We start from the raw sequence: 15,665 nt of genomic DNA, 5'->3' as shown, positions 1-15,665 counted from the left end.
CCGATTTCATCGAGAATCTTTCTTTATCCAATTTAAATTTCAAAAAGAATTCCTGATGCTTTTCATATTTTTGAAAAAAACGGATAGATAAAATGGAAATATTTCTAAGTGCATTAATGATAATGTGTATGAGAATTATTGATGTAACAATAAGTACAATCAGAACTTTAATGGTTGTTCAGGGAAGAAAATATATAGCTGGAATACTTGGTTTTATCGAAGTTACAGTATGGATTTTCGCTATTCGGCATATAATGCTGCACATTGATAATCTTTGGAATATTCTTGGATATTCGACAGGTTTTGGACTTGGAAATGTGATTGGAATCACACTTGAGCAAAAATTTGGATTGGGATTTATTCAAGCTTATATAATATCCAGATATTATACTGATAAGATTGCTGATGAATTAAGAAAGAATAAATTTGGTGTAACAATATTACCAGCAGAAGGTGGCAGTGGAGGTCAATCCATCATTGTAAGTGTAATTCCAAGAAAAAGACAAAAAGAACTTTTTTCAATAGTTGAAAAAATTGATTCAAATGCATTTATAACCATTCAACCAGCAACACCTTCTCGAGGATATATCCCAACAAGGCCTTAATTATTTTAATTCTTTTATTACTTCTAAAATTCCTACTCGAATCATCATAACCGCTATTGCGGCAAGAAAGAGAGAGGCAACTTTGGCAAATGCCTTAGCCCCTGATTCTCCGATTAAATCGACTAATTTTTCAGCATAGTAGAGAACAAAAAATACAATCACAAGATTTATAAATACAGATAAAACTGTTGGAAGGATTCCGTTATTATTCACCAGAACTAAAATTGTTGTTAGAGCCGCTGGACCCATAATTAATGGAATACCAAGAGGTACAATTCCAATTGTTCCTTGAGGTTTACGACTTTCATCACTTGCAAAGACAAGATCATTTATAGAAAGAATTAATAGAACTAATCCACCACCAATACGAAAATCATTTAATGTAATTCCCATAAAATCTAGAATCACTTTACCTGTTGCAATGAAAATCATTGCAAGAGCAAATGCAGTAATGACAGCTTGAATTACAAGTCTCCGTTTTTCTTTTTTTTCAAATTGTTCCGTTAAGCCAAGATAAATTGGAGCGGTTCCAATTATATCAATTGCAACAAATAAGGGTATAAAGCTTAAAAGAAAATCATTTAAATTCATAGATATCACCAAATCAAAAAAATTAATTAATCTGTGAACGAACTTCGCTTACAATTTGGGCTGTATCTAACGCAATTACCAGTTCCTCATTAGTTGGAATTACAAAGACTTTAACTTTCGAATTTTCTTTTGTTATAATTCTTTCTCCATCTTTCAGTAAATTTTTTTCTTCGTCCAGATCAATTCCAAGAAATTGAAGATTAGACAAAACTTCCTTTCTTACTTCCCAACTATTTTCACCAATACCACCAGTGAATACAACTGCATCGAGACCACCAAGAGCAGCTGCATAAGCACCAATGTATTTTTTTATTCGATAACAGAAGACCTCAAATGCATATTTAGATCTTTCATTACCTTCGTTCATCGTTTTAATTATTTCTCTCATATCATTCGATACGCCAGAAATTCCCATTAATCCACTATGCTTATTCAGCATCGTGTTCACTTCTGCAAGAGTTAATTCTTCTTTTCCCATTACATGTAAAGGAATGGAAGGATCCATATCGCCACATCTTGTTCCCATCAGCAAACCTTCAAGTGGAGTAAAACCCATAGAAGTATCGATTGAGATTCCGCCATCAATTGCAGCAATGCTGCATCCATTTCCGAGATGGCAGGTGATAATTTTCAATTTATTATAAGGTTCATTCATTAACTCAGCAGCACGCTTCGAAACATACAGATGAGATGTTCCATGAAAACCGTACCGTCTAATTTTATATTTTTTATAAAGTACATAAGGAATACCATAAAGGTAAGCTTTTGGAGGCATTTTTTGATGGAATGCCGTATCAAAAACACCAACTTGTGGAATTCCAGGCAGGTGCTTTTGACATGCAACAATACCTTTTAAATTTGGAGGATTATGTAAAGGTGCAAGCTCAATATTATCTTTAAGCGTCTGAATTACTGCATCTGTAATTAAAACACTACCTGAAAAATCTTCACCACCATGAACTACACGGTGCCCAACTGCTTCAATCTCGCTTCTATCTTTGATAACGCCATGATTCTTGCTCAATAAAACAGCGATTACATATTCAATTGCAATGTCGTGATCTAAAATTTCACCGGTAATTTTAATTGTATCGCCATCATATCTTTGATGAGTTAAAATTGCACTTGAAGAACCAATTCTTTCGATTAAACCTTTAGCAAGTACTTTTTTATCATCCGTTGAAATAAATTGATACTTAACGGATGAACTGCCACAATTCAAAACAAGAACTTTCATATTTATTCCCTGCTCATTTTTCGGTTATTTTTCTTCCATGTTCATCATATTTAAAGAAACCTTCGCCCGATTTTTTACCGAGCTTTCCTTCACGAACATATTTTCTAAGTAAAGGACAAGGACGATACCTCGGTTCACCAAGTTCATGCCAGAGAGATTCCATCCATGCTAAGATTTCATCAAGACCCATTGTGTCTGCAAGCTCAAGCGGACCTATAGGCAGATTATACCCAAGTTTTGTAGCCGTATCAATACCTTCGGCTGTTGCAAGTCCTTCCATTAAAATATGCATTGCTTCGTTAAGAAAAGGAACAATTACTCGAGTTGTTATAAAACCAGGATACTCAAAAACTTCTACTGCAGTCTTACCCAATTTCTTCGCAAATGTTTTTGCGATGTTGGTTGTATCATCAGAAGTTTCTATTCCTCGAACAATTTCAACCACCGGGATTTTTGGAACTGGATTTAAGAAATGCATTCCAATTGTTTTATGACCTCGACTTGTTCCTTCCGCTATTTTCGAGAGACTTAATGTTGAAGTGTTGGAGACAAAAATTGTCTCGGGCGGACAAATCGAATCGAGTTTTCTAAAAATTTCCTGTTTTAGTTTTAAATCTTCATCAACTGCTTCAATAATGATATCACATTCTTTCACTTCAGTGATGTCGGTAGTCCACTTAATTCTTTGAAGTATTGCTTTCTTTTCGCTAATAGTCATTCCCCATCTTTGAATTTCCCTATCCATACTTTCGTTAAGTCTCTTTTTGCTCCGTTCGGCACTTTCCTCATCTTTTTCAACAATAATGACATCAAGACCTGCTTGAGACGCTGCTTGTGCTATCCCTGTGCCCATAATTCCACCACCGATGATGCCTACTGACTCAATTCTTTCTGACTCGATTTGAGGCAGCGGCATCTCATCAATTAAATCTTGAAGTTTAATTTTTTTCTCTTCAACGCTCATATTCTGTTATTCTCTTTAATTTATTTGCGATACTTGATTTTCTTAGTTCATTAATTTTTTCTCTTGAAATTTTAAGCTGAAGATCAACTCCATTATTTTCTAAGAATATATCTGTTCTGGATAATTCTTTAACAAAAGGGTCATCGGGTTCAGTTAAAATTATAGCTGATATAATTCCATTCAACACACCTCGTAACAAATTAGCTTTATATTCGTCTGTACACTCCCAATGAGAATTAATGCTCACATCTTTTTCGAGCTTTAACGAGAAATTAATGAAATTAATTGATCGAAAAAGTTTTTCGATTTTTTCATCATTTTGTGAACCATCTTTGAGTAAATTCAAAAAAAGCGAGGTATTTCTTGTAACAAACCAAAAATGATTTTTGTACTGGATTGAGTTAATTATCCTTCTAAACAATGGATTCTTCGTAAAATTATTTTCCACTCCGTCATTTTTCACTTTCTCAACACGATTCAAATCATTAGAAATAAATAGAATTTTATCATCAGTATAGATTCCGTAATCCTTAAATTCTGTTTGTAATCTTAAATCTTTAGCTGGTTTATTAAGAGTTATTATGAAAGTATTATAACCATTCCATTCAGTTGCAATTATTATTTCGTCAATATCTTTTTCAAAATCAATACCGATGGAATCTAAAATTGTACTTCTTGTCTTGCTTTGAATTTCTATATCATTTACAAAAAAATCTTTCCAATACTTAGACTTTTTCAAATTTTTTAAATTAAGATAAATAACGTTAACTGGATCAGCTGGGATTAACTGAAGCTTTTTAAGTACTGAAGGTTCGATTGGCTGAGATACTTCTTTTAAGCAAGAACTTAATAAAAAAAGCAGCCCGATAGTTAAAACAAAAAAAAATCTCGACATTAAATAACTTTACTCTTAATCAATCAATATTCAATATATTTGAAAGTTTCTCTTGCAAAATTACTTAAATTATTTCAGCCATTCAATTTAATACGACATTAACAAATACTTATGATTTCAATAAAACCTGAGAAAATCAGAAATATTTTAGTTATTCGTAAGCATAACCAAATTGGTGATATATTGGTATCTGTCCCTATGTATTATGCTTTAAAGAAATATTTTCCCTTTGCTGAGATCACTCTACTCGCATCGAAGACCAATTACCCAATACCATTCAAAGATTTAAATCCTTACATTGATGAAGTTATTATCTATGAAAAATCTAACATTAACCAACAACTTCAATTAATAAAAAATTTAAGACAGAAAAAATTTGATCTGGCAATTGTCCCATCCACAATAAGATTTTCTTCAACGTCAAACATCATCAGTTTTTTAGCTGGGATCAAATATCGCATTGGTATAAACAAAGTCGACAATCAAAGAAATAAATTTTCATTTTTATTAAACATAAAACAAGATTTCCAATGGGGAAGTAAAAAAACACATCAAACTTTCAGAAACCTTGAGGTAATTGAACAAATAAATTGTAAAATCACCATAAGCGAAGCATTGAATAATACATTTAAACTATCTCACGACGAAAAAATTGAAGCAAAAGAACTTCTTAAATCTGCTTTTTCACAATCTCAAGTTTTAATTGGCTTGCATCCTGGTGCAGGGAAAATTGATAATATTTGGGACTGGAAAAATTTTTTTGAAGTTTCAAAATTTCTTTACCAAAGATGGAAAAGTAAATTTTTAATTACCAGCGGAGCAACGGATAAAATCGTTATCGAAAAAATTAAAGAAGCTTTTATTTCCGAGGGAATTCCTTTCTTAATCATTGATAATTATCCAGTCCGTAAACTTGCTGCTCTGATTAATGAATGTGATTTGTTCATTTCGAATGATACAGGTGTAATGCATATCGCTGGCTTAACTGAAACTATCCTTATTTCCCTCTTTCGAAAGGATAAAGCTTATGAATGGGCTCCGATTGGCAAAAATAAATTTATTATTGAATCCCCCGATCAAAATATAAATTCTATAACTTGGAAAAAAGTAAGCGAACTTGCTGATAAGTTATTACTTTTAAAGAGTTTTAGAAAAGATTAACTGGAAAAGAATAATAATTGCAATAACGATTAAAAGAGTAAAAATAATATATCTTGTTTGTCTAAGCTTAACCTCCTTATAAGGATTACCCTTAATCGTCTTCATTATTATCTCTCCCTTTTTACTCAAAAATCGAATTTTTGATTTAAATTCTCAAACGGATAACTGCTTTTATTTCAATCGTTTAGCAATTACAACAGGCTTTTTGACGCTCTCTACAACTCCATTCTGCTGATTGATTGCTTCTAATAGAATAATATAGATACCTATTCTCAATGGTTGTTTATTATCATCAAGACCATCGAAAACTATTGAACCAACCGATGAAGTTGGTTCATTATCAACCAAAGTTCTAACCAATCTTCCCACACTATCAAAAATTCTAATTCGAATACTTGATGTCTGAAGAGGGAGCTGATATGATATAATTGTAAAATCTTCGAAGCCATCGTTATCGGGCGAAAAGGGATTTGGTGAAATTTCAATTTTTGATTGAGATGGAAGTTTCGGTGTAAAAATTGAATTGGGGAGTAAAGGTGTGCCGCCAGATTTATTTACTGATGTACTCCAGTTTTTGGAATCATTTGAACTTAAAGTTGGATTAATTCTTTCAAGAGAACGACCTTTCGTATCCTCGATCTCGGGATTATGCCATTTGGGAGAATAAGCTACGCTATCAATTAAATTTCCAAACAAATCCTTGAGTAAAATAATATCACCTGAGTTTGATAAAGAGAGGTCAGATGTGTTTATGATTTTGACTTTTTGTGAAAAATCAGTTTCTCTTACGTAAGGGAACAAAACAAAAACTGAGGTATCAGAAGCGAGCAGGAAGAATTCATTCGGTGTCAGATAAAAAGACTTTGATACTAAATTGAATGATTTTCCACCACCTTCGGTAATTGCCCAGCCTGCTAAATTAATAGTATCATTTGAAGCATTATAAATCTCAATGTATTCAGCAAAACCTGTTAAAGGTTCATACATAATTTCGTTGATAATCACTGAACCTGCGGGGTAAGATTTAGCATTCATCACACTATTAATTAAACCTGGTGTTCCCCCACTATCTGCAATTGAAGCAGCCCAATTGGATTGTAAAAGTGTTGGCTGTTGATAACTTATCCTCTCCAGCGATTTTTTACTTGAGCCCCAGCTCGAATAGTAAAATAAAGAATCCATCACCATTCCACGTTCATCATAAATTACAACTCCATCTCTATCGTTATTTAAGGATGGAATTGATGCAATGATTAACGGAGCGGGGATTGAATCATAATAATTGTATATCACAGAATTAGAAGCAATTACAAGAAGAGAATTCGGTTCAAAATAAAAATCATTATTAGTAATGGTCACAATTGTTGGAGTTGAAATAACATCTGAAAGTTTCCAACCCTTCAAGTTTATCCTTGAGTTGGTATTATTAAATAATTCGATCCATTCAGGCTCACCTGTCCTTGGATCAAACATCACTTCGCTTATCAAGACAGACTTTGATGGAATACCAGGTTTGATTATTACACTTAAGGAATCATTTAATTTATTTTCATCAACAGAGTAACTAATCTCAGCAAAAACTTTTACTACTGAACTTAAATTTCTAATTAGAGAATCAGCACTTATAATAACCGAGTCACCCGATGCAAGAAAAGAAATTGTCCCCGATGAAAAGCTTAAATCATAAACACCATCATTTTCAAGATCATATTTAAATTGAACAAAGAAATTATTAGCTGCTTTTGTACCTAAATTCTTAATAACCGCTTTTATTTCAACATTATCGTTTAAGTTTGGAAAGATTGGATTTGTTAAAATTTTCACAAGACTTAAATCATATTCTCTTTGTGAAATTGAATTAAATGAACCTGGCGTTCCATTCACTACAATTGAATTACCCCAGTTCGAATTTGAATTATCCCCAATTAAGACAATTTTTTCGTCTGAAATCCCAGCCGAGTTATTTGCAGAATATGTATAAGACCAGATCGTATCGTTACGAGCATTCAAAAAATGTACATCCCTATCGGTAGTGTTAGCCATTCCAGAAGAACCAAAATTATTGTCACTGATCTTTAAAACTAAGGCATTAGAGGGAACTACATAACCAGCTGAATAGTCATTCTCAAAAATTACGGCAAATTGTCTTGGCAGAATTTTTGTTCCAAAACCAGCATCTACTATCAAATCGGCAGCTGAAGTATAATATTTGATTTTCCAACCCGCTAAATCAATTGTATCTGTATAACTTGTATTGAATAGCTCAATGAACTCACCATTGGAAATCGAAGTGGAATTATAAAACATTACTTCCGAAAAGATGATAAGAGTATCTTTGTTTTGAGCAAATAAGTTTAAGGCTAGAAAAATAATTAAAAACAAAACTCGTTTCATAATACCCAAAATAAATATTTTTGAACCCTTATGAAATAAACTTCAAGTTTAATTAGTCTCAACTATTTATAAGCAAATTGAATTTATTTTGAGCTTAAGCTTGTTTAAATTATTCAAAAATTAAGAAAGAATATGGCGGAAAAAGAAAAAAAATTAGTCTACGATCCATTACAGGAACTTATAGCTTATTATTCAACCAAGAAAGAAGAAGAAAAAGAAAAAGTCGATCGTAAATCACTATCAATCGAAGAGCGTTTGAAAAACAGAATCATCGATGGAGAAAAAATTGGATTACAGGATGATTTAGATGAAGCTCTTCAGAAGTATTCGCCTCTCGATATCATTAACAAAATTCTTCTCGAAGGGATGAAAATAGTTGGTGAATTATTTGGCAGCGGTCAAATGCAGCTACCCTTCGTACTTCAAAGCGCAGAAGTTATGAAAGCAGCTGTAGCTTATCTCGAAAAATTTATGGAGAAAAAATCCGGCGAATCAAAAGGGAAAATTATTCTTGCAACAGTTAAAGGTGATGTTCACGACATCGGAAAAAATCTTGTTGACATAATTTTAACAAATAACGGTTACACTGTATATAATCTTGGTATCAAGTGCCCAATTGAAAAAATGATAGAAGAATTTGAAAAGCAAAATGCTGATGCAATAGGAATGAGCGGTTTGCTTGTTAAATCAACTCTAATTATGAAAGAAAATTTAGAAGTTCTTAACGAAAGAAATTTGAAAGTTCCTGTTGTGCTTGGCGGTGCAGCTTTGACAAGAAGATATGTTGAACAGGATTTAAAAAAAATTTACATGGGATATGTTGAGTATGCAGAGGATGCCTTTGATGGATTGAAATTTATGGAGAAAATTAAATCCAAAAATCTTGACGAACTGATTAACGAATCAAGAACAAATTTTGATAATATTAATGATGAAGAAATTTTAGATACACTTGTTGGCAGTGATGCAAAACTCGCTTTCTTTGATGAAGAAAAAGCATTCCAAAAATCAAATGTTTCAATCCTTGATGAAATCCCCGAACCACCTTTCTGGGGTGTAAAAATTGTTGAGAATATTTCCCTTGATGAAGTTTTTAAATATGTAAATGAAGTCGCTTTATTTAGAGGACAATGGCAATTCAGAAAAAGAAAACTCTCTGACGATGACTATAATAAATTGGTCGAAGAAAAAGTTTTGCCTATCTATAACAATCTTAAAGCAAAAGTAAAAGAAAACAATCTCCTTATTCCAAAAGTAGTTTATGGATACTTCCCTGCTCAATCAGAAAAAAATGATTTAATCATTTATAAACCCAAAAATTTCCCTGAAGAAAATCTTTATAACATCTGGGATATTGATATACACAACTGCGAGTTGGAAGAGTATGTTCGTTTTACCTTCCCGAGACAGATAAATAAACGGAACCTTTGCATTTCTGATTTTGTATTACCCGTCGAAAGTGGAAAATTCGATGTAGTTGCTTTTCATGTTGTTACAGTCGGTGAACAGGCAACGGAACACTCCAAACAATTATATTCATCGGATAATTATACTGAGTATCTATTTTTTCACGGCCTTTCAGTAGAAACTGCCGAGGCGCTTGCTGAATATTGGCATAAAAAAATTAGAGAGGAATTAAAAATCGATTATGCTGATGCGAAAGATATTAAGAAACTTTTTCAACAGGGCTACCGTGGTTCAAGATATTCTTTTGGTTATCCTGCTTGTCCAAATCTTGAAGATCAGTTAATACTATTTAAGCTTTTAAAACCCGAAAGGATTGGAGTAACTTTAACTGATGGATTTCAAATGGTACCTGAACAAAGTACATCAGCAATAATCATTCATCATCCAGAAGCAAAATATTTTACAATTTAGCTATGAATCACAAGTTAGTTTACCAGATTGATATTAGAGAATTTTTCTTCAGACATAAATCAAAAAATTCAGGAATAAAAAATCTTCTTGACCTTCCATCAGAATTTTTTGATGAAATAAAATCGCTTGGCGTTGAATTTCTCTGGCTTCTTGGAATTTACGAGCCAAGTCAGGCAAGTCGAGAAATTTCTATCTCAATGACTGAGCTACATAAAAAATATTCAACATCTTTGCTTGATTGGAAAGAAGACGATGTTATTGGTTCACCTTATGCAATCACTTCCTATAAGATATCAAAAGAATTCGGTGGTGAAGAAGTTTATAAAAAATTTCGAGAAAAAATCAAAAAAAATTATAAGCTTAAAACAATCTTAGATTTTGTTCCTAACCATCTGGCAATTGATAGTCCAGTTGTCCAAAAACATCCCGAATTTTTTATACAGGCAACTGAAGATAAAAAGAATAAATGCCCGGAAGATTACATAAAGATCAACATAATGGGGAAAGAATACATTTTTGCTCATGGACGTGAACCTTATTCCCCTGTCTGGAAAGATACACTTCAGCTTGATTATCGCTCTAAATCTGTTCGAGATTTTATGATAAAAGAGCTATTGAAACTCAGTAAGAAATGTGATGGTGTCAGATGTGATATGTCTATGCTTTTGTTGTCAGATATATTTTTCGATAACTGGAAAGATTATCCTTTACCAAAAGATTATGTACCTGCTGCACAAGAATTCTGGTATGATGCAATTTCAAAAGTAAAAAAAGAAAATCCCGATTTTGTTTTCATCGCAGAAGTTTACTGGCATCGTGAAAATGATTTACTTGAACTTGGGTTTGATTTTGTGTACGATAAATTAATTTACGAACTCTTAATAGATAATCGTGTCGATTTAATTAACGAATACATAAAGAAAAATTTCTCATATCAAAAAAATCGATTTCTTTTTCTTGAAAATCATGATGAACAAAGATCAGCTCATATTTTCTCGGATGAAAAATTAAAAGCTGCAGCTACTTTGATTTACACACTACCATCAATGAAATTAATTTATGATGGGCAGCTTGAGGGGAAAGAGTTTCATCATGCAATCCAATTAAGAAGACTTCAAAATGAGGAAGTAAATTCTGAATTAAAAAATTTTTATAAGAAACTTTTCAACGCAATTAAAAATTCATCTATACCAAAAGCATATTTTAAATTACTTAAACCAGTTGCCGCCTGGGAAGGAAATCCGGGCTTTTTCAACTTTATTATCTATCTCTATGAAGATGAAAAATTCAGAAAGGATTTAGTTGTTATAAATCTTTCACCATATCAATCGCAATGCAAAGTTAAAGTTGAAAGTTTCGATTTAACAGGTAAAAAATTTTTAATTAAAGACAGACTAAGCGACGAAGAATATATAAGAGATGGCAATGAAATGTTTTATAATGGACTTTACTTAGATGTTAAACCTTATCAATCACAAATCTTCGAATTCATTAAAGTTGAACAAGAATGAAGCGTTATCCTAAATACTTTTCTTCATCAAATCATAAAAATTTTTGAAATGGAAATTAAGAGAATAACTTCATCTCATTTAAAAGAGCTATCAAAACTAAAACTGAAAAAATATCGAGATGAAACTCAAACTTTTTTAATTGAAACAGAAAAAGTTATAGATGAAGCAATTCGTTCTGATTGGACTGTTAAAGAATTATTTGTAACAAAGACTAATCTCTCTCTTCTAAAAAAATATGAGGATATTAAAGGGATAAAGTTTTACGAACTTTCAGAAAACGAATTCAAGAAAATTTCCAGCGAGGTTACGCCATCTGGAATTGCGGCATTAGTTGAGAAAAAAAATTTTAATATTAATAAGCTCTTAAACTCATACGAAAATTTCATTCTGGCACTTGAAAAAATTTCAGACCCTGGAAATTTAGGTGCAATATTGCGGACAGCTGATTGGTTTGGTTTTAAATCAGTTGTTTTGAGCAAAGATAGTGTCGAGCTTACCAATCCAAAAGTTATAAGAGCTTCGATGGGTTCAATTTTCCATTTAGATATTTATGACGAGATTGATTTTATTCAATTCTTGGACAGATTTAAAAAAGATAACTTTCAATTAATTGGAACATCAACTAAAGGTAAAAGCATCACCAAATTTATTTTCCCCGGAAAATTAGTTTTAATATTCGGCAATGAATCTCAGGGAATTTCTCAAGAAATTTTGTCAAAATGTGATGAAATTATTTCAATTCCTTCATTTGGAAATGCCGAATCACTAAATCTTGCAATTTCCTCTTCAATTATACTTTACGAACTGAGACGAAGAGATTTAATTAAATAAAGAGATGCTTGTGAAGATTACTTATGATTTTAATTTCATCTTCAATGGACCCACCGCAATTCATACATTTTTCAACATAGATTACTTGTGGAGTTTCATCATCTAATGTTGGCAGAAAATCTAAAATTGTTTTACAACTCAAACATTGCAGGATGTGGAAAACATTTCTCCTCGATTTACAATCATCACAAAGCAATAGGTCAATGTAGTTATTATCTTTCTTAAAAATTTCGAGTTCTTCATCGCTTACCAGATGGTAGTTATTACAATTCTCATTTAAACAGGGCATAAAATGTTTATCTGATTTCTGTTCCAATTTTCTACTCTCTTAATTTTCAATATCAAATTAATTTTATTTAATTGGAAATAAAAGACAAAAATTTCCCCTAAAAAAGCTGTAGAGTTTAAGAAGAGGATTTTCTTAATATTAGTAAATTATTTTTGTGATTTGAAAAGTATGTAAGACAAGTCAATCATTCAGATGAGGAGAGAAATTGAAAATCGAAGCAGATTTACATTTGCATTCAAATTATTCTGACGGTAAACATTCAATTGCTGAGGTAATTGAATTTGCTGTTGAAAAAAGATTAAAAGTAATCTCAATAACAGATCACGATACAATTGATGGTGTAAACGAAGCTTCTATTTTAGCCGAAGCAAAAGGAATTCAAAACATTCCAGGTGTTGAAGTCAGCAGCGAAATTGATGGTCAGGAAATTCACATTCTCGGGTATTTCATCAATATCCACAATCCAGATCTAAAATTTTACCTTCAAAAATTCAAAGAAGAAAGATTAAAAAGAGCAGAGAAGATTTTATCCAATTTAAAAAAGCTCGGAGTAAATCTTACAGTTGACGAAGTTTTACAATTTTCTGAAAGCAAGCCAATTACAAGACCGCACATCGCTTTTGCTTTGATTAAAAAGAAAATTGTAAAAAGTTATTATGAAGCTTTTCAAAAATATCTTGGTGATTATTCAGACGCTTATGAAAAAAAACACCATTCATCCCCTCAGGTAGTTATTGAATTAATCAAATCATGTGGTGGTCTTTCTTTTCTTGCTCATCCTTACAATTTATCAGACGGAAAACTTTTTGAACTCATTAAATTAGGATTTGATGGGATTGAAGTTTATCATCCAACAATAAAAAAAAGCAGACAGGAATTTCTACACAAGTTTGCACTTCAATATTCATTACTTGAATCAGGAGGTTCTGATTTTCATGGCGGACTTAAAAATGATTATTCAAATTTTGGAAAATTTGGTTTATATTTAAATCAAATGGAAAAGATATTTGAGCTTACAAATCTTAAGAGAGGAAGTTAGCGAGCCAGCCTTTACTCCATAATTAAGGAGATATACAAATGCGTCAATTCATCTTATTCTTATTCGGTTCATTATTCTTTTTAAATATTTCTTTTGCTCAGATTGGAAAATGGGAAAACTATACCAACCAATCTGATGTCAATTCAATTACACTCACAAACGATGGTTTGTGGGCTGGCACTTCCGGCGGAGTATTCTTCTATTCAAAGCAGAATTACTTCAAGCAATTCAACCTACTTAGCGGTTTAAAAGACCTGATTATTAATACACTTGAAAAAGATCAATCTGGTAAAATCTGGATTGGTGGAAAATCAGGTTATATATCTATATACAATCCAGAAAAAGATGAACTAAAAACAATCACAACAATTGCCCTTTCAAACAAAACTCAAAAACAAATTAATAAACTAATCTCAAACGGTGATAAAATTTATGTATGCACTGATTTCGGAATAAGCATTATTGATGCAAACTCTCTATCGTTTGGAGATACTTACACAAAACTTGGTTCCTTTGGAATCGACTCAAAAATTTATAATGTGCTCCCACTTGATACTTTATGGGTTGCTTCGGAGAAAGGAATTGCGGTTCAGAAGGCTGGATATTCAAATTATTTAGACCCAAACAGCTGGTGGAACTTCACTATAGTCAATGGATTACCATCAAACGATGTCAGGACAATTATTAAATTCAAAGACACAATTTATGTTGGAACGACTAATGGTGTTGCAAGATTGGTTAATTCCAGTTTCCGGGTTGTCTTCACAAACATTTTTCAGTCTAAAAAAATTAATGATTTAAAAATCAAAGGCGATTCACTTTTAATTTTATCTGATAACATTTTAGCTCTTTATTTCAATGGAAATCTTTCAATTGTGAAAGAAAATTATTCAATGAATTTCCGAAATGTTCAGGTTGAAAAGAACAAAATCTTTATAGCCTCAAATAACGGTGTAATTGAAACTGACGGTAATCAAGAACGAACGATTTACCCATCGGGACCAAATTCGAATTTCTTTCCTTCTATTGCTGTTGATGAGAAAGGAAATGTTTGGGCTGCATCAGGTAAAGATGTTGTATTAAAGGGCTTCTATCGTCTATCAAAAGACGGATGGAAAAACTTCACAACAAGCGATTTTCCTGAAATGAGCTCAAATGCTATTCATAAAATTAAAGTAACTTCAGACAATACGATCTGGGCTCTTGGCTGGGGAAATGGTGTGATTAGAATTAAGAATGATACTCAAATGGTTAGATTCAGTCGTGCAAATGTGAATGGACTAAACGGTGTAATTGAAAATCCAAACTTTGTGGTCATTCGTTCTCTTGCTGAAGATTCTAAAGGAAATATCTGGATGTTGAATTATCGTGCAAGTGATAATCGTTCACTGATCAAATTAAGTAAAGATTCGACATGGGAATTTTTTGTTAATGAAGTCAATCCAAATCTTGTAGTAACAGAAGACATTGTAATTGATCAAAACGATACAAAATGGATCTTGCTCGAAAAAGCTGGTCAATATCAACAGGTTGAAGGATTAATTTATTTCAATGAATATGGAAAGATGCCCTCTACATGGGGATTAATTTCAAGAGATAAATTTGGGAATACAACTCCAACAAGCATAGCCATTGATCTCCGAAATGAAATATGGGTGGGAACAAGTCAGGGAATGTATGTAATTCCAGATCCAACCAGACCAACTGAAAGAATTTCGAGTATCTATATTTTGAGAACTCAATACATCAATTGCATTGCCGTGGATCAACTTAACAATAAATGGGTTGGAACAACAACTGGCGTTTGGGTTTTGAGTCCTGATGGTTCAAGTCTCATAGCTCAATTCAACACAAAGAATTCACCGCTTCCTGACGACAACATTAAAAGCATCGCAATTGATAACAATACTGGAACCGTTTACATCGGCACTGATTACGGAATGGCAAGCTATAACTCATTTTCTGTTAAACCCAGGGAAGGTTTCGATAAACTTAAAATTTATCCTAATCCATTTATTGTAGAAGAATCAAAAAACATTAATTTAGTGATAGATGGTTTAGTTAAAAATTCGACCATAAAAATTCTGACTTCATCTGGTGATTTTGTTAACGAATTTTTAACTCCCGGTGGACGAATTGCTCTCTGGAATGGCAGAGACAAAAATAATAATCCTGTTCCAACGGGAATTTATTTTATTGTCGCTTATAGTGAAGATGGTGAACAAACAACACTTGGGAAAGTCGCAGTAATTAAAAAATAAAAGTGAGAG

Annotated in this window: 13 protein-coding genes; 7 read left to right on the top strand and 6 right to left on the bottom strand. The window is 32.3% G+C overall.

The genetic code is table 11. The annotated features are described in order from the left end of the window. The first annotated feature begins 92 nt into the window (after window positions 1–92). Window positions 93–605, top strand: coding sequence for a DUF2179 domain-containing protein (locus tag HPY57_07795; GenBank protein ID NPV11675.1), 513 nt, complete (start codon window positions 93–95; stop codon window positions 603–605). Here HPY57_07795 and HPY57_07790 read toward each other — a convergent pair whose 3' ends face one another. Genes HPY57_07790 through HPY57_07775 form a run of 4 tightly spaced genes read right to left on the bottom strand, consistent with a single transcriptional unit; the run spans window position 606 to window position 4,292 of the window. Further along, a complete protein-coding gene (locus HPY57_07790; GenBank protein ID NPV11674.1) occupies window positions 606–1,196 on the bottom strand; it encodes a MarC family protein in 591 nt (196 codons plus the stop codon). Between the two features lie 22 nt (window positions 1,197–1,218). Next, window positions 1,219–2,433, bottom strand: coding sequence for an acetate kinase (locus HPY57_07785; protein NPV11673.1), 1,215 nt, complete (start codon window positions 2,431–2,433; stop codon window positions 1,219–1,221). Window positions 2,434–2,446: 13 nt separating this feature from the next. Next, window positions 2,447–3,397 carry an NAD(P)-binding domain-containing protein gene (locus HPY57_07780; GenBank protein ID NPV11672.1) on the bottom strand — a complete coding sequence of 317 codons (951 nt, stop codon included), beginning with the start codon at window positions 3,395–3,397 and terminating at the stop codon, window positions 2,447–2,449. Continuing rightward, complete coding sequence (locus tag HPY57_07775) at window positions 3,387–4,292, bottom strand: hypothetical protein (GenBank protein NPV11671.1); 906 nt, start codon at window positions 4,290–4,292, stop codon at window positions 3,387–3,389. Before HPY57_07775 ends, HPY57_07780 begins: the two co-directional genes overlap by 11 nt. Before the next feature lie 111 nt (window positions 4,293–4,403). On the opposite strand from HPY57_07775, the gene HPY57_07770 reads away from it, so the two are divergent. Next, window positions 4,404–5,453, top strand: coding sequence for a glycosyltransferase family 9 protein (locus HPY57_07770; protein NPV11670.1), 1,050 nt, complete (start codon window positions 4,404–4,406; stop codon window positions 5,451–5,453). Window positions 5,454–5,624: 171 nt separating this feature from the next. On the opposite strand, the gene HPY57_07765 is transcribed toward HPY57_07770, so the two are convergent. Further along, window positions 5,625–7,847 (bottom strand): hypothetical protein, encoded by a 2,223-nt coding sequence (locus HPY57_07765; GenBank protein NPV11669.1) that lies wholly within the window; start codon window positions 7,845–7,847, stop codon window positions 5,625–5,627. Window positions 7,848–7,979: 132 nt separating this feature from the next. Between HPY57_07765 and HPY57_07760 the strand changes: the two genes are divergently transcribed. From HPY57_07760 to HPY57_07750, 3 genes are read left to right on the top strand one after another with little or no spacing between them, the layout of a single operon-like run. Continuing rightward, complete coding sequence (locus tag HPY57_07760; GenBank protein ID NPV11668.1) at window positions 7,980–9,725, top strand: hypothetical protein; 1,746 nt, start codon at window positions 7,980–7,982, stop codon at window positions 9,723–9,725. A gap of 2 nt (window positions 9,726–9,727) precedes the next feature. Beyond that, window positions 9,728–11,236 carry a hypothetical protein gene (locus HPY57_07755; protein NPV11667.1) on the top strand — a complete coding sequence of 503 codons (1,509 nt, stop codon included), beginning with the start codon at window positions 9,728–9,730 and terminating at the stop codon, window positions 11,234–11,236. A gap of 48 nt (window positions 11,237–11,284) precedes the next feature. Continuing rightward, the gene (locus tag HPY57_07750; protein NPV11666.1) at window positions 11,285–12,067 is read left to right on the top strand and encodes an RNA methyltransferase; all 783 of its coding nucleotides are present in this window, start codon (window positions 11,285–11,287) and stop codon (window positions 12,065–12,067) included. On the opposite strand, the gene HPY57_07745 is transcribed toward HPY57_07750, so the two are convergent. Beyond that, window positions 12,060–12,383 (bottom strand): hypothetical protein, encoded by a 324-nt coding sequence (locus HPY57_07745; protein ID NPV11665.1) that lies wholly within the window; start codon window positions 12,381–12,383, stop codon window positions 12,060–12,062. The genes HPY57_07750 and HPY57_07745 overlap by 8 nt on opposite strands. 178 nt (window positions 12,384–12,561) lie before the next feature. Between HPY57_07745 and HPY57_07740 the strand changes: the two genes are divergently transcribed. Both HPY57_07740 and HPY57_07735 read left to right on the top strand, forming a co-directional pair. Further along, window positions 12,562–13,395 carry a PHP domain-containing protein gene (locus HPY57_07740; GenBank protein NPV11664.1) on the top strand — a complete coding sequence of 278 codons (834 nt, stop codon included), beginning with the start codon at window positions 12,562–12,564 and terminating at the stop codon, window positions 13,393–13,395. A 38-nt stretch (window positions 13,396–13,433) separates the two neighbouring features. Beyond that, window positions 13,434–15,656, top strand: a complete 2,223-nt coding sequence (locus tag HPY57_07735; GenBank protein NPV11663.1) for a hypothetical protein — start codon at window positions 13,434–13,436, stop codon at window positions 15,654–15,656. The last annotated feature ends 9 nt before the right edge of the window (window positions 15,657–15,665 follow it).

It is taken from the genome of Ignavibacteria bacterium, from assembly GCA_013177855.1.
Lineage (GTDB): Bacteria > Bacteroidota > Ignavibacteria > Ch128b > Ch128b > Ch128b.
The sequence above is the reverse complement of the archived record's forward strand: the minus strand, read 5'-3'. Positions and strand labels throughout refer to the sequence as shown.

Coding starts and splice junctions, on each gene's coding strand:
- HPY57_07795 (NPV11675.1), top strand. CDS start 93: ATGGAAATATTTCTAAGTGCATTAATGATAATGTGTATGAGAATTATT.
- HPY57_07765 (NPV11669.1), bottom strand. CDS start 7,847: ATGAAACGAGTTTTGTTTTTAATTATTTTTCTAGCCTTAAACTTATTT.
- HPY57_07750 (NPV11666.1), top strand. CDS start 11,285: ATGGAAATTAAGAGAATAACTTCATCTCATTTAAAAGAGCTATCAAAA.
- HPY57_07785 (NPV11673.1), bottom strand. CDS start 2,433: ATGAAAGTTCTTGTTTTGAATTGTGGCAGTTCATCCGTTAAGTATCAA.
- HPY57_07775 (NPV11671.1), bottom strand. CDS start 4,292: ATGTCGAGATTTTTTTTTGTTTTAACTATCGGGCTGCTTTTTTTATTA.
- HPY57_07735 (NPV11663.1), top strand. CDS start 13,434: ATGCGTCAATTCATCTTATTCTTATTCGGTTCATTATTCTTTTTAAAT.
- HPY57_07760 (NPV11668.1), top strand. CDS start 7,980: ATGGCGGAAAAAGAAAAAAAATTAGTCTACGATCCATTACAGGAACTT.
- HPY57_07790 (NPV11674.1), bottom strand. CDS start 1,196: ATGAATTTAAATGATTTTCTTTTAAGCTTTATACCCTTATTTGTTGCA.
- HPY57_07770 (NPV11670.1), top strand. CDS start 4,404: ATGATTTCAATAAAACCTGAGAAAATCAGAAATATTTTAGTTATTCGT.
- HPY57_07755 (NPV11667.1), top strand. CDS start 9,728: ATGAATCACAAGTTAGTTTACCAGATTGATATTAGAGAATTTTTCTTC.
- HPY57_07780 (NPV11672.1), bottom strand. CDS start 3,397: ATGAGCGTTGAAGAGAAAAAAATTAAACTTCAAGATTTAATTGATGAG.